The 19,726-nt window shown below is 37.1% G+C and carries 15 protein-coding genes, 3 tRNA genes, 1 pseudogene and 1 other annotated feature; of the genes and pseudogenes, 9 read left to right on the forward strand and 10 right to left on the reverse strand.

Going from position 1 to position 19,726, the window contains the following annotated elements:
- Window positions 1–6: 6 nt before the first annotated feature.
- The 4 genes from pgsA to NST80_RS10445 are packed head-to-tail and all read right to left on the reverse strand — an operon-like array spanning window position 7 to window position 4,007.
- Window positions 7–549, reverse strand: a complete 543-nt coding sequence (gene pgsA, locus NST80_RS10430) for a CDP-diacylglycerol--glycerol-3-phosphate 3-phosphatidyltransferase (RefSeq protein WP_002885640.1) — start codon at window positions 547–549, stop codon at window positions 7–9.
- Between the two features lie 12 nt (window positions 550–561).
- Window positions 562–1,419, reverse strand: coding sequence for a RodZ domain-containing protein (locus NST80_RS10435; RefSeq protein WP_118172347.1), 858 nt, complete (start codon window positions 1,417–1,419; stop codon window positions 562–564).
- 58 nt (window positions 1,420–1,477) lie between these two features.
- Window positions 1,478–2,755: a pitrilysin family protein gene (locus NST80_RS10440; RefSeq protein WP_118172345.1), complete on the reverse strand. Its 1,278-nt coding sequence runs from the start codon at window positions 2,753–2,755 to the stop codon at window positions 1,478–1,480.
- Between the two features lies 1 nt (window position 2,756).
- Window positions 2,757–4,007 (reverse strand): pitrilysin family protein, encoded by a 1,251-nt coding sequence (locus NST80_RS10445; protein WP_013991338.1) that lies wholly within the window; start codon window positions 4,005–4,007, stop codon window positions 2,757–2,759.
- A gap of 77 nt (window positions 4,008–4,084) precedes the next feature.
- On the opposite strand from NST80_RS10445, the gene yaaA reads away from it, so the two are divergent.
- Complete coding sequence (yaaA, locus tag NST80_RS10450) at window positions 4,085–4,462, forward strand: S4 domain-containing protein YaaA (RefSeq protein WP_049528182.1); 378 nt, start codon at window positions 4,085–4,087, stop codon at window positions 4,460–4,462.
- Window positions 4,463–4,464: 2 nt separating this feature from the next.
- Window positions 4,465–5,565: a DNA replication/repair protein RecF gene (gene recF, locus NST80_RS10455; protein WP_013991340.1), complete on the forward strand. Its 1,101-nt coding sequence runs from the start codon at window positions 4,465–4,467 to the stop codon at window positions 5,563–5,565.
- Window positions 5,566–5,746: 181 nt separating this feature from the next.
- Here the strand turns inward: recF and guaB are convergent, their stop codons facing one another.
- Both guaB and trpS read right to left on the reverse strand, forming a co-directional pair.
- On the reverse strand, window positions 5,747–7,228 hold the full coding sequence (gene guaB / locus NST80_RS10460; RefSeq protein WP_013991341.1) for an IMP dehydrogenase: 1,482 nt from the start codon (window positions 7,226–7,228) through the stop codon (window positions 5,747–5,749).
- A 178-nt stretch (window positions 7,229–7,406) separates the two neighbouring features.
- Window positions 7,407–8,429 (reverse strand): tryptophan--tRNA ligase, encoded by a 1,023-nt coding sequence (gene trpS / locus NST80_RS10465; protein WP_118172343.1) that lies wholly within the window; start codon window positions 8,427–8,429, stop codon window positions 7,407–7,409.
- Between the two features lie 44 nt (window positions 8,430–8,473).
- Window positions 8,474–8,713, reverse strand: a binding site (T-box leader).
- Between the two features lie 144 nt (window positions 8,714–8,857).
- On the opposite strand from trpS, the gene NST80_RS10470 reads away from it, so the two are divergent.
- From NST80_RS10470 to NST80_RS10485, 4 genes and pseudogenes are all read left to right on the forward strand, one after another.
- On the forward strand, window positions 8,858–9,730 hold the full coding sequence (locus tag NST80_RS10470) for a YitT family protein (protein WP_002883963.1): 873 nt from the start codon (window positions 8,858–8,860) through the stop codon (window positions 9,728–9,730).
- 66 nt (window positions 9,731–9,796) lie between these two features.
- The gene (locus NST80_RS10475) at window positions 9,797–11,419 is read left to right on the forward strand and encodes an ATP-binding cassette domain-containing protein (protein WP_118172341.1); all 1,623 of its coding nucleotides are present in this window, start codon (window positions 9,797–9,799) and stop codon (window positions 11,417–11,419) included.
- Window positions 11,420–11,468: 49 nt separating this feature from the next.
- The gene (locus tag NST80_RS10480) at window positions 11,469–14,063 is read left to right on the forward strand and encodes a YfhO family protein (protein ID WP_070849576.1); all 2,595 of its coding nucleotides are present in this window, start codon (window positions 11,469–11,471) and stop codon (window positions 14,061–14,063) included.
- Window positions 14,064–14,204: 141 nt separating this feature from the next.
- Window positions 14,205–15,454, forward strand: a pseudogene (locus tag NST80_RS10485) (ISL3 family transposase).
- A 129-nt stretch (window positions 15,455–15,583) separates the two neighbouring features.
- Here the strand turns inward: NST80_RS10485 and NST80_RS10490 are convergent.
- Window positions 15,584–15,657 (reverse strand) — tRNA-Asn (locus NST80_RS10490).
- Between the two features lie 22 nt (window positions 15,658–15,679).
- Window positions 15,680–15,751 (reverse strand) — tRNA-Glu (locus NST80_RS10495).
- Between the two features lie 186 nt (window positions 15,752–15,937).
- Here NST80_RS10495 and NST80_RS10500 point away from each other — a divergent pair.
- A tRNA-Arg gene (locus NST80_RS10500) sits at window positions 15,938–16,011 on the forward strand.
- Window positions 16,012–16,035: 24 nt separating this feature from the next.
- Here NST80_RS10500 and NST80_RS10505 read toward each other — a convergent pair.
- Window positions 16,036–16,719 carry a YoaK family protein gene (locus NST80_RS10505; protein ID WP_013991345.1) on the reverse strand — a complete coding sequence of 228 codons (684 nt, stop codon included), beginning with the start codon at window positions 16,717–16,719 and terminating at the stop codon, window positions 16,036–16,038.
- A 15-nt stretch (window positions 16,720–16,734) separates the two neighbouring features.
- Window positions 16,735–17,214: a 23S rRNA (pseudouridine(1915)-N(3))-methyltransferase RlmH gene (gene rlmH, locus NST80_RS10510; RefSeq protein WP_014632473.1), complete on the reverse strand. Its 480-nt coding sequence runs from the start codon at window positions 17,212–17,214 to the stop codon at window positions 16,735–16,737.
- 205 nt (window positions 17,215–17,419) lie between these two features.
- Here rlmH and NST80_RS10515 point away from each other — a divergent pair, with 205 nt between their 5' ends.
- Window positions 17,420–18,655, forward strand: coding sequence for a trypsin-like peptidase domain-containing protein (locus NST80_RS10515; protein ID WP_013991347.1), 1,236 nt, complete (start codon window positions 17,420–17,422; stop codon window positions 18,653–18,655).
- A gap of 65 nt (window positions 18,656–18,720) precedes the next feature.
- A complete protein-coding gene (locus NST80_RS10520; protein ID WP_118172457.1) occupies window positions 18,721–19,488 on the forward strand; it encodes a ParB/RepB/Spo0J family partition protein in 768 nt (255 codons plus the stop codon).
- The last annotated feature ends 238 nt before the right edge of the window (window positions 19,489–19,726 follow it).

Genomic DNA, 19,726 nt, shown 5'->3' on the forward strand with positions numbered 1-19,726 from the left:
ATCGTACTATTTGAAAGTATCCTTAAATAAGAAACCTGCACCTTTGAAATAATCATAGCCTGAGTAAATTGTAAAGAACAAAGCAATATAAAGCATAATTGTTCCTACAAAATGCAGATGACACAATAATAGAATAATAGATAACATCTGAGTCACTGTCTTAATCTTACCAGGCATAGCTGCAGCGAGAACTGTACCACCGTTCTCCACTAATAAAAGACGAAGACCTGTGACTGCAAGCTCACGACAGATAATAACTGAAACCACCCAGGCTGGCGCTTGATTAATACCGACTAACATAATAAATGCTGACATCACTAGCATCTTATCTGCCAATGGATCTGCAAATTTCCCGAAATTAGTAACAACATGCCATTTTCGTGCCAAATAGCCATCTAAATAATCTGTAATACTGGCAATAGCGAAGACAACCGCCGCAGCAATATGCATGACATTACTTGACGCAAGTGATGTCATCAGTAAAAAGATAGGAATCAAAACAATTCTAGCAAGTGTCAATAAATTAGGTAAATTTTCTTTTTTAAACATTTCTTCTCGATTCTATTGGATTCTTAATGTGAGGTAGCTAGGTGTATTTTTATCTAATTGAGATAAATCAAGTGACTCCCCATTTACCTTTAGAGTTACTTTTGAAGATTGAGCAATAATAATTTGAGTTGGTTTAGTTTTATCAGAAAAATCTAAAGAGTATTTTGAATTTTTCGTTTTTGAAAGGAGGTAACTCTCTGATGTATCTGAGTTATCTACTGAAAACCATGTGTCATCACTATCTTTTGATAGCTCCACATCTAAAACTACTGAAGAATTTACATTGGAGAAATCAACCATTAATTGATTGCCTTGAGTTGTCGTTGTAACATTTGCCCCCGAAACGGTAACCTCAGAAATGCTTCGTGACGATTTAGCCTTACTAGCCGTTGACAGATGATTAACTGTAGAGATTGTATTTGGTTTTATCACCTGAGGTTGATTAGAAAGATGTCTAATAATAATATAACCTACTGAACAGATGATAAGTAACGAAACCGCACTAAGCATTAGTAAAGGTAGATAGTTAGACTTTCTTTTTTCTTCACGTTTATGCTTTAAAAAGCGTGACATAGGAGCTTTAGCAGCTAAGGCATCTTCCTTACGTTCAACTGGTTTCTTCTCTTTTTTTAGTTTTTGCTCATTCTGTCTCTGCTCCTCAAACAGACGTTTTCCATCTAAACCAACCGAAGTGGCATACTTTTCAAGCGCCTCTTGCTGAATGTCCTCTGGCAAAGCCTTAAGTTGATCCATTTCCATAGCCAGAAGAAACTGGGCTTCGACTCCAGAAAATTTTTCTACATCATACAAACTTAACTCTTTCTTTATACGCGCTGCACGTAATTGCTCACCTAGAGAGTGTAACTTCATTTTTCCCCTTTCTAATATTCTTCTTTGTTTTCGTGTCTCTATTATAGCAAATAATCACTTATTTAGGGAAGACAACAAAATCGGTAATCTCCATATTTGAGAGATAGTGATTCAAAAAATCCTTCAACTCCTTGGAAGTAATGCTCATCAGTTCCTGACCAAAATCAAAGTATGTTTTATCATTCTCAAAATACGCTAAATATTGGCTCCCTAAATTCTGGATATTGTCTAGACTACGTAAAAATTCACCATACAAGGCTTTCTTTTGTAAATCCAATGCTTCTTCCGTCAACAATCGTTTTTTATCTGCCGATGTCATCACTTGACGAATTAAACTTGACATACGGATAGGCTCTGCAGTGTCCATAGTCATAACGACAAATGAATATCGATTAGATACCTCGTATTCAATTGACACAGACTCGTCTATTTTTCCTTCAGCATACCAATTTTGATAATAAGGAGACGTCCAGCCAAACAGTAAATTGAACAATAACTGTACCAGTATGTTTTCTCTCATACGATTATCAGTAAAAGGAACACTCTTAAAACCAATGGCTAGTTTTGAGATGAATATCTCCATTTGAAGACTATCTAATTTTTGGATATCTGACTCAATGGGGTGCTTTTCTTTCTCGACTATTCTCTCAGGTGGTGTAAACTTACTTTGTTTTTCATTGACAAAATTGTAAATATTTTCAACATCAAAATTGCCCACTAAGACGAGATGACAGTTTGCTGGCCTGTAAAAGCAATCAAAATTATCTTTTAAGTCCTTTACAGTAATTTCTTCAATGCTATCAACACTTCCAGCAATGTCTTGTCCTAATATAGTATTAGGATACAAACTTTGTAAACAACCTAGATAAACTCTGTAGTCAGGATCATCCTGATACATATTTATTTCTTGTTCAATAATTCTTTTTTCATGATTGACAGCATCTTCAGAACTTGTAAAGCTCGATGTAAACTTTAATAAAAGCTCTAAAGACTCCTCAAAGTGGTCAAGGGTAGAAAAATAATATGTTGTCTTCTCCAATGTTGTAAAAGCATTGACATCAGCTCCAAGCTTGACAAAATCCAATGTCACATCCCTTCCCTGCTCATCCTCAAATAGCTTGTGTTCAAGAAAATGAGCAATACCTGCAGGGTAAGATTGTGACTCACCATCAATATAAAAGTGATTATCTAGCGCCCCAAAATTTGTTGACAAAAAGGCGACTTTTTCTACAAATCCTTTTTTCTTAATGATTGATAAAGACATACCATTATCTAAAATTGCTGAATAAACTTCTTCATCAATTTTTGGATAATAACGTTTCTTCAAAGCAGCCATTTTAAGACACTCCTTCTAAAAAGAACAAACTCTGTAGCTTAACTTGACGTGCTACACGGCAAACATCTTTTTTAGTAACCTTCTCAATCTCATCTAACCAATTCTCCAATGAAAGACTTTTATCGCCAAAAATCACCTTATTAAAACGTTGTTCCACTAATGTTAAGGCATGATCTTCAGAGAGTAGAGCATTCATTCGTATGATTTTTTTGGTTTGATTCAGGAGAGAGCTTGAAAAACGTCCTAATTTAATGTAATTCAATTCTCTACTAATTCCTCGCATAGCCTGATCTCTATTAGATTTTTCAATTCCAGCGTAAACTTCTAGTAAACCTGTAAAGATATCAAATTGACTACTAATTGAATAAGCCAACCCTTCCTTTTCTCGAAGTGTTGTAAACAAGGCTGAATGGGCAAATTCACCGAACATTGCATTGAATACAATTAAAGCAAAGTAATCTTTATCTCCATATTGACACGGAAATTGGTACCCTAGCTGTAAAATAGATTGACTACTCTGTCTAGGTTCTATCTTTTCTTTCACAACATTGACATAAGGTTGACTATAGCTAAACTGTAAATCAACTTGACGTCCTTCCAAAGGAAAACGATGTAAAGCTTGGAGTACTTGATAATCATCAAATTCTCCAACCATAAAGATATCAATACGATCTCTTGTCAACATACTTTGAAATTCTTGATAAGCTGTAAACGAGGTCTCTGCTTCAACAAGTTCTGCTTGACCATATTTTGGAACTTTCAAGCCCTCATTTACAAAATAAAGCTCTCTTCCTTTAACTTCACTGTAATAGTAATTATTCTCCGTGTCAACATCCAGGTATGTCATTAAATTTTGTTTTTCTATGTCAAATACTTTATTTTGGTATTGGGCTACTCTTGACAGTGGCTTGTAAAGACACTCTTTCAAAAATCCTAGCACTTCCCAAAACAATCCATCATTCGTAGGGATAAAGGTATCTTTCAGATATGTCAACTCGATGTCAACGCTATGTGTCAATCCTTTAGTTGACACTCTAGTTGACAACTGTGTTCCATAAAGAAAAGCTAGTCTCTCTTTAAAAGACTGTACTGTTGGATACGTCTGATTGGCTGTAGCTAACATTTGTGAAACTAGGGCTCGTTTAGCAATTGTTTGTTTATTCAAAGATCCTGTCATTCGAAAAACAATACGATTAGTTTTATATTTTTGTGTTGGAATGAAGTGTACATAGACACCATCAGCAATTTTCATTGATAACCTCTAAAAAGTTTATGCTTCCAATTATACCATTTTTATGCTATCTTATCTCAAGAGAAAGTTGAGGTACTATGGAATATAAATTATTTGGTGAATACATCACACTGCAGGCACTTTTAAAAGAATTAAGTATCATTCATAGTGGAGGAGCTATAAAAGGTTTCTTGGCTAATAATACCGTTTTATTCAACGGTGAGGATGAAAAACGTCGTGGAAAAAAACTTCGTTATGGAGATGTTATTACCATTCCGTCTGAGGAACTTGAAATAACGATTGTAGCTCCTACGACAAATGAAATTGAAGAACATCAAAAAGCAGTCGCTGAAAAAGCACGTGTTGCTGCCATTGTTAAAAAAATGAATCAGGATAATAAAAAGAAACAAAAAGCACATCCGTCAAAAGAAAGCAATAAAACTAAACGAAAACCCGTTCGTTTCCCAGGAACCTAACTATGTGGCTCGAAAAAATTGATATTCAACACTTTAGAAATTATACTGAAGCCTCTGTGAGCTTCTCACCTCATCTCAATATTTTTCTTGGTCGCAATGCCCAAGGAAAAACAAATATTCTTGAGGCCATCTATTTTCTAGCATTGACACGTAGTCATCGGACCCGTTCAGATAAAGAACTGATTCAATTTCAACAAAATACTCTCAAACTTAACGGCATCGTGCATCGTCATAGTGGGAAGCTACCTCTGGAAATCAGTTTATCTAATAAAGGACGCATAACAAAGGTTAACCACCTCAAACAAGCTAAATTATCCGATTATATCGGTCACATGACTGTGGTGCTATTTGCTCCTGAGGATTTACAACTTGTAAAAGGATCTCCAAGCCTGAGACGTAAATTTATAGATATTGATTTAGGACAGATTAAGCCTGTTTATCTCTCAGACTTATCAAGTTATAATCATGTACTCAAACAACGTAATGCTTATCTCAAATCTACTGACAATGTAGACATTAATTTCCTCTCAGTGTTAGATGAACAGCTTTCCGATTTTGGAACACGAGTTATCGAACATAGACTAGAATTTATCAAGCAATTAGAGGAGGAGGCAGATAGACATCATAGTAACCTCTCAAATCAGATAGAGCGCCTTAAAATCTCCTACGAATCTAATATCCCACTGGAAAATAACAAAGTTATTCGCGAATCATTTTTAACCACGTTAAAGCAAAATCACAAAAGAGATATCTTCAAAAAGAACACTGGTGTTGGTCCGCATAGGGATGATTTAACATTTTACATTAATGACATGAACGCATCTTTCGGTAGTCAGGGGCAGCAACGTAGTCTCATACTTTCTTTAAAAATGGCTGAGATTGCTCTGATAAAAAAAGTAACAGGTGAATTTCCTATTCTTCTCCTCGATGATGTCATGAGTGAGCTTGACAATCACCGTCAACTTAAACTGTTAGAAAGTATTGACGAAGAGGTTCAAACCTTCATGACGACAACTTCACTTGATCATCTGAGTAACCTACCACCTGATTTAAAGACCTTCTTAGTTAAGAATGGTGATATTTATGAAAAACAAGTCGATTAAATGACTTGTTTTTCTATTTTTCGTGATTGACACATGTGACAAGAGTTACCCAATAAGCTGTAAATCATTTTCGCCTAAACCCTTTTATCAACAACCATAATCACGTAAATACGTTGTAAACTTATTGTAAATATCTCTGTAAACAAAAAGTACTTATCTGAGATAAGTACTTTTATGTTTATTAATGAGCTGAGTAGTTAGGCGCCTCGTTGGTAATTTGAACATCGTGAGGGTGACTTTCAATAAGTCCTGCACCTGACATTTCAACAAACTGAGCTTTGTCATGTAAAGCCTGAATATCTTCTGCACCTGTATAACCCATACCTGCACGGATACCGCCAATCAATTGGAATACAATATCAGCAGCAGAACCTTTATAAGCTACACGGCCTTCAATTCCTTCTGGAACAAGTTTATTCGCTTCATTAACTGCACCTTGGAAGTAACGATCGCTTGATCCCTTCTTCATCGCTGCAATTGATCCCATACCACGGTATGATTTATATTTACGACCTTGGAAAATCTCAGTTTCACCTGGTGCTTCATCAGTACCAGCAAACATAGAACCAAGCATTACAGCATTACCACCTGCTGCAAGAGCTTTTACAATATCACCTGAGTATTTGATACCACCATCAGCAATAATTGTTTTTCCGTATTCACGCGCAACACTTGCAGCATCGTAAATAGCAGTGACTTGAGGAACACCTACACCCGCAACCACACGTGTTGTACAAATAGAACCTGGTCCGATACCTACTTTAACGACATCGACACCTGCTTCATAAAGTGCACGCGCACCTTCAGCTGTTGCAATATTTCCTGCAATCAAAGTACGATCTGGGAAGTGGGCACGAATTTCAGCAATTTTACGAAGAACACCTGCTGAATGACCATGTGCAGTATCAATGACAATAGCATCTGCGCCTGCTTCAAAGAGAGCTTCTGCACGTTCAAAGGTATCAGAAGTAACCCCTACAGCACCTGCGACCAAAAGACGACCGAATTCATCCTTAGCTGCATTAGGAAACTCGATAACTTTTTCGATGTCCTTAATAGTAATGAGTCCTGACAAACGACCTTCTTCATCAACTAGAGGTAGCTTTTCAATACGATGCTCATGAAGAATACTTTCAGCTGTTTCAAGATCTGTTCCAACTGGAGCAGTGACCAATTTTTCAGAAGTCATGTGTTCTGAAATTGGAGTATCGTAATTAGAGATAAAACGCATATCACGGTTTGTGATAATACCAACCAATTTACGATTTTCAAGTGTCTCAACAATTGGAACCCCTGAAATACGGTAACGTTGCATCAACTCTTCAGCTTCAGCAACTTTATTTTCAGGCGTTAAGAAGAATGGATCAATGATGACACCATTTTCAGAGCGCTTTACTTTTCGAACTTCTTCAGCTTGTTCCGCAATAGACATGTTTTTGTGAATGACACCCAAACCACCTGCACGAGCAATTGAGATAGCCATCTTACTATCTGTGACCGTATCCATGGCTGCAGTGATAATTGGGATATTTAATGTCAAATTTTTAGCCAATTTCGTCTTCAAGTTGACGTTGTTTGGTAGAACATGACTTTCCGCAGGAATAAGCAATACGTCATCAAAAGTGTAACCTTTTTTCAAGAATTTAGTGTCCCAATTTGACATTATAATCGTCCTCTTTTCTCAAAGTTTTGAGGTACAGAAACCCCAGTCTATTTTTTAATTGATAATATCATATCATGCTAAAATGATTTGTCAACAGATTTCGCATAAGATTCTAAGAAAACCTTTTTCCAAATAAAAATAGGACTCTAGATTATCTTGAGTCCCTACTTTTTATTTCTTAGAAATAATTAATTCCCATTGCTTCTTTTACTTCTGCCAATGTTTGTCCAGCAACTTCACGCGCTGCTTGACTACCTTTTTCAAGCATACGGAAAACTTCTCCCATATCCTTGGCATATTCTAAACGGCGTTCACGAATTGGAGCTAACTCACGTTCTAAGATTTCTAGAAGATAACGTTTTGTCTTCACATCTCCTAAACCACCTCGTTGATAATGTTCTTTCATTTCAGCAATTGTAGTAGCATCCTCTTCGCGACCAAAGATATCAAGATAATGGAAAACCATGTTACCTTCAATTTGACCTGGATCTTCCACACGAATATGATTTGGATCCGTATACATGCTCATGACTTTTTTACGAACAGTATCTTCATCATCTGAAAGGAAGATTCCATTCCCCAAGGATTTAGACATTTTAGCATTACCATCTAGACCTGGAAGGCGCCCTGCAGCTTCATTTTCAGGGTAGATTCCCTCTGGCTCAACCAAAATATCACAATTATAAGTATGATTGAAGCTACGTGCAATTTCACGTGTCTGCTCAATCATTGGCTTTTGGTCATTACCTACAGGAACATAATTTGCTTTAAAGGCCGTGATATCAGCTGCCTGAGAAATTGGATAAACTAGAAATCCTGTTGGAATAGATTCTCCGAAGCCTTTTTGAGCAATTTCCGTCTTAACCGTTGGGTTACGCTCTAAACGTGCCAATGAAACTAGGTTCATGTAATACATAGTCAACTCAGCCAACTCAGGAATCTGACTTTGAATGAAAATAGTTGACTTAGCTGGATCCAAACCTACAGAGAGATAATCTAAAGCAACATTCCCAATCGATTCTTTGATGATTTCTGACTCTTTTGCGTGATCCGTAAGAGCTTGCTGATCAGCCAAGAAGACAAACATGTTATATTTATCTTCGTCTTGTAAAAGGACACGATTTTTTAAACTACCAACATAGTGTCCTAGATGAAGTTTCCCTGTTGGACGGTCTCCCGTCAAAATAATAGGTTTCGTCATATAATTACCTCTCTAATACAAAAAAATCCCCACGCAAAAACATGCGTGAGGGCGTTAATCACTTTTGATACGCGGTACCACCTCAGTTGATAACTCTTTCTGCAGCTATCATCTCAAACCTTCTCAACAAAGAAGTTGCACGATAAGGGGTGCCAAACCTAACGTTTATGTGTTCACGTTAATCGTCAATTCTCTTCAGCCCATTCATTCCACCTTCATACTGATTTTCAGCAACCACCAGCTCTCTATAAAAAAGGATAGAATTACTCTTCTGATGACTATTATTCTACATTGTTTTATCTATTTTTGTCAAGATTATGTTTATAGTTTCACGTGAAACACAACCTCAGATACAACTAAAATAGTCATTACTTGACGGAAACTTAAAAAGACTTGATAATAAGAATATCATTTCTAGGAGATAATATATGAAACGTCGAATAATAGACATACTTTTAGTTACACTCGGTTCTTTTATTGCTGCGGTTGGCTATAACTCACTTTTAGTTAAGAATAATATTGCTTCAGGTGGTGTCGGAGGACTAGCCATTAGTTTAAACGCCCTTTTTGGTTGGAATAATGCTAACTTCGTCTTAGCAACAACCATCCCTTTGTTAATTTTATGTTGGTTCTTTCTTGGCCGCGAAGTTCTCCTAAAAACCTTCTATGGGTCTCTTGTCTTCCCAACTTTTATTAAATTAACTGAGGGCTTACCTACACTCACCAAACAACCTTTGTTGGCTGCTATTTTTGGTGGGATTGTATTAGGGCTAGGACTAGGAATAGTCTTCTATGGAAATTCCTCAACTGGAGGAACTGGAATTATCACACAAATTCTCAACAAATATACGCCACTCCCACTAGGAATGGTACTACTTATTGTCGATGGGATCATTGTCGCAATCAGTGCTATTGCCTTTCCTCCTGATACTGTTATGTATTCCATTCTCTCACTTGGAGTTGTTTCTCTTACAATTGATAAAATGATGGTCGGACTCAATTCATCACGAAATCTTCTAATCATTTCGCAAAATAGTGAACAAATCCTAAACTACATCACTAGAGTGGCTGATCGAGGAGCAACAAAAATCCCAGTTCTTGGTGGACATACCGGACATGCACAAAATATGATTATGACTACCTTGTCAACTCATGAGGTTCCAAAAGTCCAAGAAGAAATCCAAAAAATAGATGAAACTGCCTTTATCGTCATTGTTCCTGCTTCTACAGTTATGGGACGTGGATTTAGCCTCCAAAAAGATTACCAAAGAGTTCCAAATGACTTTATTAATCCCTTGTAAAATCGATTGAAATAAAGTCTAATTTCTCGTAAAATAGTAGTTAAGAATAAAAATAAAGGATATTATATGCTTACTGTATCAGATGTATCGCTTCGTTTTAGCGATCGTAAACTTTTTGATGATGTTAACATTGCCTTCACGCCAGGTAATACTTATGGTCTTATCGGTGCTAATGGTGCTGGTAAATCCACTTTTTTGAAAATTTTAGCTGGTGATATCGAACCAACAACAGGACACATCTCTCTTGGTCCTGATGAACGTCTTTCTGTCCTTCGTCAAAACCACTTTGACTATGAAGAAGAACGCGTTATAGATGTTGTTATCATGGGTAATGAGCGCCTCTACGATATCATGAAAGAAAAAGATACCATCTACATGAAAGAAGATTTTTCAGATGAAGATGGTGTCCGTGCTGCTGAACTAGAAGGACTCTTTGCTGAATTAGGTGGTTGGGAAGCTGAAAGCGAAGCCTCACAATTGCTTCAGAATCTAAATATCCCAGAAGACCTTCACTATCAAAACATGAGTGAATTGGCTAATGGTGACAAGGTCAAGGTTCTCCTTGCAAAAGCACTCTTTGGTAAACCAGATGTACTTCTTCTTGACGAACCTACCAATGGTCTTGATATCCAGTCAATCTCTTGGCTTGAAGATTTCTTGATTGATTTTGAAAATACGGTCATTGTCGTATCCCATGACCGTCACTTCTTGAATAAGGTGTGTACGCATATGGCCGACCTTGACTTTGGTAAAATCAAACTCTATGTCGGTAACTATGACTTCTGGAAACAATCTTCAGAATTGGCTGCACGCTTGCAGGCTGACCGTAATGCCAAAGCAGAAGAAAAAATTAAGGAACTTCAAGAATTCGTTGCGCGTTTCTCTGCCAATGCTTCAAAATCTAAACAAGCGACTTCTCGTAAGAAAATGCTTGATAAAATTGAGCTAGAAGAAATCGTCCCATCAAGTCGTAAATACCCATTCATCAATTTCAAAGCAGAGCGTGAAATCGGTAATGACCTTCTAACAGTTGAAAATCTCACTGTTAAGATGGATGGTGAGACTATTCTTGACAATATTAGTTTCATCTTACGACCAGGAGATAAGACTGCCATCATCGGTCAAAACGATATTCAAACAACTGCATTGATTCGTGCTCTTGCCGGTGATATTGACTACGAAGGTACAATCAAATGGGGTGTTACTACTAGCCGTTCTTACCTTCCAAAAGACAATTCTAAAGACTTTGCATCCGGTGAATCAATTCTCGAATGGCTCCGTCAATTTGCCGAAAAAGGTGAAGATGACGATACCTTCTTGCGTGGATTCCTTGGGCGTATGCTCTTCTCAGGGGATGAGGTTAATAAATCTGTTAGTGTTCTCTCAGGGGGAGAAAAGGTACGTGTCATGCTTTCTAAACTCATGCTTTTGAAATCTAACGTCCTTCTTCTAGATGATCCTACTAATCACTTGGATTTGGAATCAATCTCAAGTCTGAATGATGGCGTCCGTGACTTCAAAGAGTCTGTTATCTTTGCCAGTCATGACCATGAATTTATCCAAACAATAGCGAACCACATCGTAGTTGTTTCTAAAAATGGGGTTATTGACCGTATTGATGAAACTTATGATGAGTTCCTTGAAAATGAAGAAGTGCAAGCTAAAGTCAAAGCACTATGGGCTGATTAAACTATAAAAAGATGCAGGTTGGGATATCCCAACCTGTCTTAGTATCATTATGACAAATAAAAAATACCATACGACTTTATTATTTTATCTGGCTGCTTTTTTCTTGCCAGTACTAATCATGATAGGGGTGCTGTATAGCCAAAAAATCTATCCTGGTAGTGAGCGGACTATTTTAACAAGTGATGGATTTCATCAGTATGTGATTTTTGCAACTGGACTTCGGAATATACTTCATGGAGATGGGAGCCTCTTTTACACCTTTACAAGTGGTCTAGGGCTTAATTTCTATGCTTTAACAAGCTATTACCTAGGTTCCTTCTTGTCTCCACTTTACTATTTCTTTACTGTCAACCAAATGGCCGATGCTTTTTATTATATAACACTAATTAAATTCGGGCTTATTGGGTTATCAGGAGCTTTTAGTTTTAAGCGGCTCTTTACAAAAGTGTCAAGAAGTTTCATCCTATGTCTTTCTACAGGATTTGCTTTGATGAGCTTCGCTACCAGTCAGTTAGAAATTAATACCTGGCTAGATGCCTTTATTCTAGCACCTCTAATCATATTAGGTTTACATCTCTTACTAAGATTCAATAAACGGGGCTTATACTTTTTTAGCCTAACCTGTCTTTTTATCCAAAATTACTATTTTGGTTATATGATGGCTATTTTCCTAACCCTTTACACCATAGTACAATTGATAACTATCAAGGGATGGAAGAGTAAGATTCTTCATTTCATAGACTTTGGAATTGTCTCTATACTCGCTGGTTTAAGTAGTGCTGTCATGTTACTACCTACACTACTTGACTTGACCACACATGGTGAAAAGTTTACAGGTGCGTCAAGTTTGTTGACAGAGTCCACCTATTATTTTGACTTCTTTGCGAAAAATCTCGTTGGAGTTTACGATACTACTAAATTTGGATCAATCCCTATGATCTATGTTGGAATCTTACCTTTGATTCTTTTTCTACTTTTCTTTATTAGTAGGGAAGTCAAGCTATCATTACGTATAGGTTATCTCCTATTAGTAGCTTTCTTTATCGCTAGCTTCTACTTACAGCCTCTTGATTTGTTTTGGCAAGGCATGCATGCACCCAACATGTTTCTCCATCGCTATTCTTGGCTCCTATCTCTCCTAATTGTTCTTTTGGCAGGAGAAACACTCAACCGAATTAAAAACTTTTCTTTTAAAAGACTCCTCCTATCTTTCTTAGGATTGAGTACCGCTTACTTACTAACTTGGATTTTCCAATCTCACTATAGCTTTATTGAATCTGTCTCCTGGCTATTAAGCTTAGCATTTCTTCTAGCCTATGCCATTCTATTTATTAGCTATTTTAGACAGCAAATTCCTGGGAGTGTTTTTCGCTGTTTCACCTTCTTATTCTGCATTTTTGAGCTTGCATTAAGTACTTACTATGTTGTTGGAGCTCTGGGAAATGAGTGGGTATTCCCAACTCGTGAAGGCTATCTACGAAATATGTCTGCCATTACAAAACTAGTTTCAGATACTAAGCAAGCGAATAAGACTTTTTACCGTACTGAAAGGTTAGAGGCTCAAACCGGTAACGACAGTATGAAATTCAACTATAATGGTATTTCTCAGTTTTCATCCATTCGAAATACTGCTTCAAGCTCAACACTCGATAGGTTAGGCTTCAAATCTGAAGGGACTAATTTAAACCTACGTTACCAAAATAACACCATTATCGCTGATAGTCTCTTCGGAATAAAATATAATTTATCGAACTTTGACCTTAATAAGTATGGTTTTAATCACGTAACTTCTGAGAAAACAATGGGGCTTTATCAAAATAATAATGCAAGTCAGCTTGCTATCTTAACTGATGGCATTTACAAGAATATTGACTTCACTGTCAATACGCTTGACAATCAAACTAGCTTGCTAAATGCTCTATCTGGACTTAACTTAACATATTTTAAACGAGCTCCATCTCAACTTTTTGATCAAGATGCTAAGTCTTTGAATCAGCGCGTGGCTAAAAACGTTAGCAACTCGAATAAAGATTTTGTAACAATCACCTATCGAGTTATCGCTCCACCACATAGTCAACTCTATGTTAGTATTCCTAACATTTCTTGGTCCGATGACAATAACCACTCTCTGTCAATTACTGTAAATGGTGTGACAAAGAATCAAGTTACCGACAATACCTTTGATTTCTTCGATCTTGGCTACTTTGAAACAGAATCAATGGTTACCATCAAACTTAGTTTTCCTGGCAATAAAGCAATATCCTTTGATAATCCTAGTTTTTATGCCCTTGATACTCAAAACTATCAGATAGCTATGGATACTATTAATGAACGTGATAGCAAGGTTACGACGTCAAATAATAAAGTGTTCGTTGATTATAGTAGTAAAACGAATGCCTCACTATTCTTCACCATTCCATACGATAAGGGGTGGACAGCGACCATAAATCATAAAAAAGTTAAGATTCAACGAGCTCAAAAGGGGTTCATGAAAGTTGATGTCCCTAGTGGGAAAGGTAAAGTTGTTCTAACCTTCATTCCCTATGGTCTTAAGACAGGTTTGTTGATTAGTCTATTGGCAAGTATCATATTTTGTTGTTACGCTTATTTCATCAGAAAAATAACCGTTATTCAAAAAAGCTGATTATCTTAAATAATATTAAAGGCTCTATAATTTCTGTAGTGGATAAAACCACTGTAGAGATTATAGAGCTTTTTGAATGCAGACAAAAAGTCCCATAAGAACTATAATGAAAAGCAACCAAACCATCATTAGGAAGAACTTATGAGACTTATTAAGAATACCACAGAATTAATCGGAATTAAAGACCAAAATATCAATATTTCACTTGTTTTTGAAACTGATACTCATATCGAGATTCAAGCAAAACTTGATTATCCTGCACCATCATGTCCTCATTGCCATGGAAAGATGATCAAGTACGACTTTCAAAAGCCTTCTAAAATCCCTCTTCTTGAGCAAGCTGGAACTCCAACACTACTACGTCTGAAAAAACGTCGTTTCCAGTGTAAAAGTTGTAGACGAGTCACGGTAGCTGAGACATCTATCGTTGAGAAAAACTGCCAAATCTCCAATCTAGTCCGACAAAAGGTTACACAACTCCTAACTGAGAAGGTGGCATTAACGGATATTGCCAGAAGACTTCGCGTGTCAACGTCCACTGTCTATCGTAAACTCGACCAGTTTACTTTCAAGGAACACTATGACAAACTCCCAGCTATTATGTCCTGGGATGAGTTTGGGTTCAAGAAAGGGAAATTGGCTTTTGTTGCGCAGAACTATGAGACAAACAAACTCATAACCATCCTTGATAATCGTCGCCAAACCACTATACGAAACTACTTTTTGAAGTATCCATTGAAAGTCCGACAACAGGTACAGTTTATCACGATGGATATGTCTGGGACCTATATGCCACTAGCCAAAAAACTTTTTCCAAACGCCAAAATCGTTCTTGATCGTTTCCACATTATCCAGCACCTTGGTCGAGCCTTTTTAAAGACAAGAATTGCTATTATGAACCAGTTCGATAAGAAATCACTACCCTATCGAGCCTTGAAAAATCACTGGCGACTCTTTCAAAAGGACAGCCGTAAGCTATCGCTCAACTCTTTCTATTCAAAGACCTTCCGACAAACTGTAGTACCACATGAAATCATTGAGAAGACATTGGTCTTTTCAGAAGAGCTCGCTAATGCCTACAAACTTTATCAGCTTTTGCTTTTTCACTTTCAGGAGAAGAGGGTAGATGAGTTTTTTGAGTTAATAGAGGAGAACATGAGCAAGGTCAATCACTACTTTCAAACGGTCTTTAGGACTTTTCTTAGACACAAGCAATACATCAAGAATGCGCTAGAAACTGACTATTCAAACGCGAAACTCGAAGCGACTAACAAGTTGATTAAAGACATCAAACGGTTGGGCTTCGGTTTTAGAAACTTCATCAACTTTAAGAAACGTGTCTTCATCACTCTAAACATAAAAAAAGAGAAGACCTATCAGGTCCTCTCTAGATGTTAGCTTTTCGTCACCCACTACAGTTGACAAAGAGCCATATTAAATAGGTCTGGAACAATTGTTCCAGACCTTATTTATCTTTAGGTACAAAAAACTCAAGCTATACAACTTGAGGTGTCTTATCACTCCGCCAGTAGGACTCGAACCTACGACATCATGATTAACAGTCATGCGCTACTACCAACTGAGCTATGGCGGATAAAACTGCTAAGTAGCAAAAATAGTCCGTACGGGATTCGAACCCGTGTTACCGCCGTGAAAAGGCGGTGTCTTAACCCCTTGACCAACGGACCAAGTTCTGAGATTTTTATCTCGTTAACACTCTTATTATTATATCAGAGTATTCGATTTTGTCTATACTTTTTTTCAAAAAAAATATTAAATTTTGCTAAATTTATTCGAATTTTACGTTAGTTTTTATCTTGCTTTTACAAAGTATTGACATGTTGCTATATATTTTGTAAACTAATAGAGTTATTGGTCCCATAGCTCAGCTGGATAGAGCATTCGCCTTCTAAGCGAACGGTCGCAGGTTCGAATCCTGCTGGGATCAGATAAAAAACGCAATCTAGAACCTCTAGTTGCGTTTTTCTTTTGCCTCGATAAATAGGAAATAATTTAAAACAAATAAGGGAAGCAAAGTCGTATATAGGCTGTATTCATGTAAATATTGAGCAAACCAAGTTGAGGCTGCAACTCCTACCATAAATGTAAAGATGATAATAGTAGTGTAAGAAGCTTGTTTAAGCACTTTGGGATCCCCCTCGTCAATAGCCCTGGCAACGGTTAAAGAGGTATTCGTAATATTACCAGTCATCATGAAGGAAGCATAATTTACCCCTCTGACGCGCTTAAAAATCCCTACCTGAAGAGAGGCAAAAAATGCCAAGCCTGCAATCGTAATAGTAGAATCAACGTAAGGTGTAATAATGGCGAGAATAGTCATCAAGAGAAAGGCAAGTCTAATCGCTTGCAAATGCCATCCCCATTTATGGTTAATGAGCCACTTCTTAACAAAAAAAACAAAAAACTGACCTAAAACAAAGAAAAAAATAGGTATCACATAGCTGAAAGCTCTTGCAATATGCCCCTCAACAAGATGAATAACCAAATAAAGGAGATTACCTGTCTGAATACTTGCAAATCTTCCGTCTTGAGTATTGTAAGTATAGGCATCAATGAAGCCCCCTATATAACTCACTAGAGTTGCTACCCGTAATCCTTCAAAAACACGATAGGAGCGTTTTTTCATTCTGAACATGTCTGTTTCCTTCTTCTACTTATGGTAAGGACTTCCCTGCTGAATCATGAATGCGCGATAAATTTGCTCTACTAATACAAGGCGCATAAGCTGATGAGGGAACGTTAAGAGACCAAAACTCATTAATTGATTAGCCCTCTTTTTCACTGTAGGAGAGAGTCCCAAACTTCCCCCTATAATAAAAGTAATATCTGAATAGCCTCTAAGAGTCGCTTGCTCTAACTCTTTAGCAAATTGTTCTGAGGGAAATTGTTTTCCTTCAATAGCTAAGGCAATGACATAATCACGATCACCTACTTTAGCCAAGATACGCTGTCCCTCTTTGTCTAGGATAGCTTTATTTTCAGCTTCGCTTGCATTATCTGGGGTCTTTTCATCCGTTAATTCTATAGACTCAAATTTTGTAAAGCGTCCTAGTCGTTTGACATACTCCGCAATGCCATCTTTCAAATATTTTTCTTTCAATTTTCCAACGGTAATCAATTTAACTTTCATAGGCTTATTATAGCACATATCCACAATCTTTTAACACCTTATCCACACCTTTTTCCTGTTAAGAATCTTTAGTTATCCCTATAAAATAACTTCTTATCTACACTTTTTGAAACTTATCCACAGACTGTTGATAACTGTTCTTTAAAATCACTTTATGATATAATTAAGCTTACTTTGATATGCTTATCAAAAAGGAGGACTAAACGTGAAAAAATTTAACTGGAAAAAAATAGTAGCGCCAATTGCAATGCTTGTTATTGGCTTGCTCGGTGGTTTGCTAGGTGCCTTTATCCTACTAACAGCAGCAGGGGTATCTTTTACCAATTCAACAGATACAGGTGTTAAAACAGCTAAGACCGTATACAATAATACAACAGATACAACTAAAGCTGTTAAGAAAGTACAAAATGCCGTTGTTTCTGTCATCAATTACCAAGAAGGGTCATCTTCAGATTCTCTAAATGAACTTTATGGCCGTATCTTTGGTGGAGATGATAGTTCTGACTCTAGCCAAGACAAATCAAAAGATTCTGATGGGTTACAAGTCGCTGGTGAAGGTTCCGGTGTTATCTACAAAAAGGATGGTAAAGAGGCTTATATCGTAACCAACAACCACGTTGTCGATGGCGCTAAAAAACTTGAAATCATGCTTTCAGATGGATCAAAAATTACTGGTGAACTCGTTGGTAAAGATACTTACTCTGACCTAGCAGTTGTCAAAGTTTCTTCAGATAAAATTAAAACCGTAGCGGAATTTGCAGACTCAAACTCTCTCACAGTCGGTGAGAAGGCAATTGCTATCGGTAGCCCACTTGGTACCGAATACGCCAACTCAGTAACAGAGGGAATCGTTTCTAGCCTTAGCCGTACCGTAACTATGCAAAACGACAATGGTGAAACTGTTTCAACAAATGCTATCCAAACAGATGCTGCCATTAACCCTGGTAACTCAGGTGGTGCCTTAGTCAATATCGAAGGACAAGTTATCGGTATTAACTCAAGTAAAATTTCATCAACGTCAGCAGTCGCTGGTAGCGCCGTTGAAGGTATGGGATTTGCCATTCCATCAAACGATGTTGTCGAAATCATCAATCAATTGGAAAAAGACGGTAAAGTTACACGACCAGCCCTAGGAATCTCAATGGCCGATCTTAATAGCCTTTCTAGCAGTGCAACTTCTAAATTAGATTTACCAGATGATGTGAAAGCTGGAGTTGTAGTCGGCAGCGTTCAAAAAGGTATGCCAGCTGACGGTAAACTTCAAGAAAATGATGTTATCACTGAAATTGACGGTAAGGAAATCAGCTCAAAAACTGATATTCAAACCAATCTTTACAGCCATAGTATTGGAGATACAATCAAGGTAACCTTCTATCGTGGTAAAGAGAAGAAAACTGAAGAACTTAAATTAACAAAATCTACAGAAGACTTGTCTGACTAAGTCATTGACAAATCTGTCAAAAGACCTTTACAATAATGTAAAGGTCTTTTTTGGAAAGGAATAACATGCAAGAACAACTCAAAGCTTTACCTATTAGTGACATCTATCCCAATCCTTTTCAACCTCGTATAGAGTTCTCTGATGAAGAATTAGCGGAGCTAAGCCAATCGATTGCAGAAAATGGACTGATACAGCCAATCATTGTCCGAAAATCGGATATTATTGGCTATGAACTAATTGCTGGGGAAAGACGTTTACGTGCCTGTAAACGTCTAGGAATGACAGAAATCCCTGCAGTTGTAAAGGCAGTTACAGATCAAGACAGCCGTAAACAAGCTATTATTGAAAATTTACAACGATCGAATCTCAATCCCATTGAAGAAGCAAAGGCCTATCGTAGTTTAATTAATGAGCTAGCTTATAGTCACGAGGAACTGGCGAAAGCTATGGGAAAATCCAGACCCTATATCAGTAACGCTCTCAGACTCCTCCAACTTCCCCAAGAGATACAGACGAGTATCGAAAATGGCAAACTGAGTCAAGGACATGCTAGAGCACTTTTAGCTGTTGAGGATACAAAAAAGCAATTAACTATCTATCATCAGGTCCTTACTGAAAAATGGTCTGTTCGTACCCTGGAGAAAAGAATTCAAGGACTTCCTAAAAAACAAAAATCAAAAAAAGATATTCATATAAAAGATAAAGAAAAAGAACTTGAAAAATCACTTGGTCTCCCCGTTACTCTTCGTTATCACAAAAATCACTCTGGAACTATTCAGATCCACTTTTCGACAGAAGAAGATTTTAACAGAATTATCAACAAGCTTATTTGACCTGTGAATTGAGTAGCAAAAAGAAACAAACTTATCCACATCATAAAACGGTTGCCCTCCCTTTATTTTAGAGGGTTTCTTTTTTTATTCACAACTTGTGGATAACTCTTGTGCACAATGTGAATTGTCTTTTTCAGCTTGTGGATAACTTAAGGAACTTTTATCTTCAGACCTGTGGAAAACTTTTTTGTTTTATGATAGAATCAGAGAACAAGAATAAAGAAGGAGAATTGATGGA

The sequence above is a fragment of the Streptococcus sp. FSL K6-1323 genome (genome assembly GCF_038630745.1).
GTDB classification, from domain to species: Bacteria; Bacillota; Bacilli; order Lactobacillales; family Streptococcaceae; genus Streptococcus; species Streptococcus salivarius_D.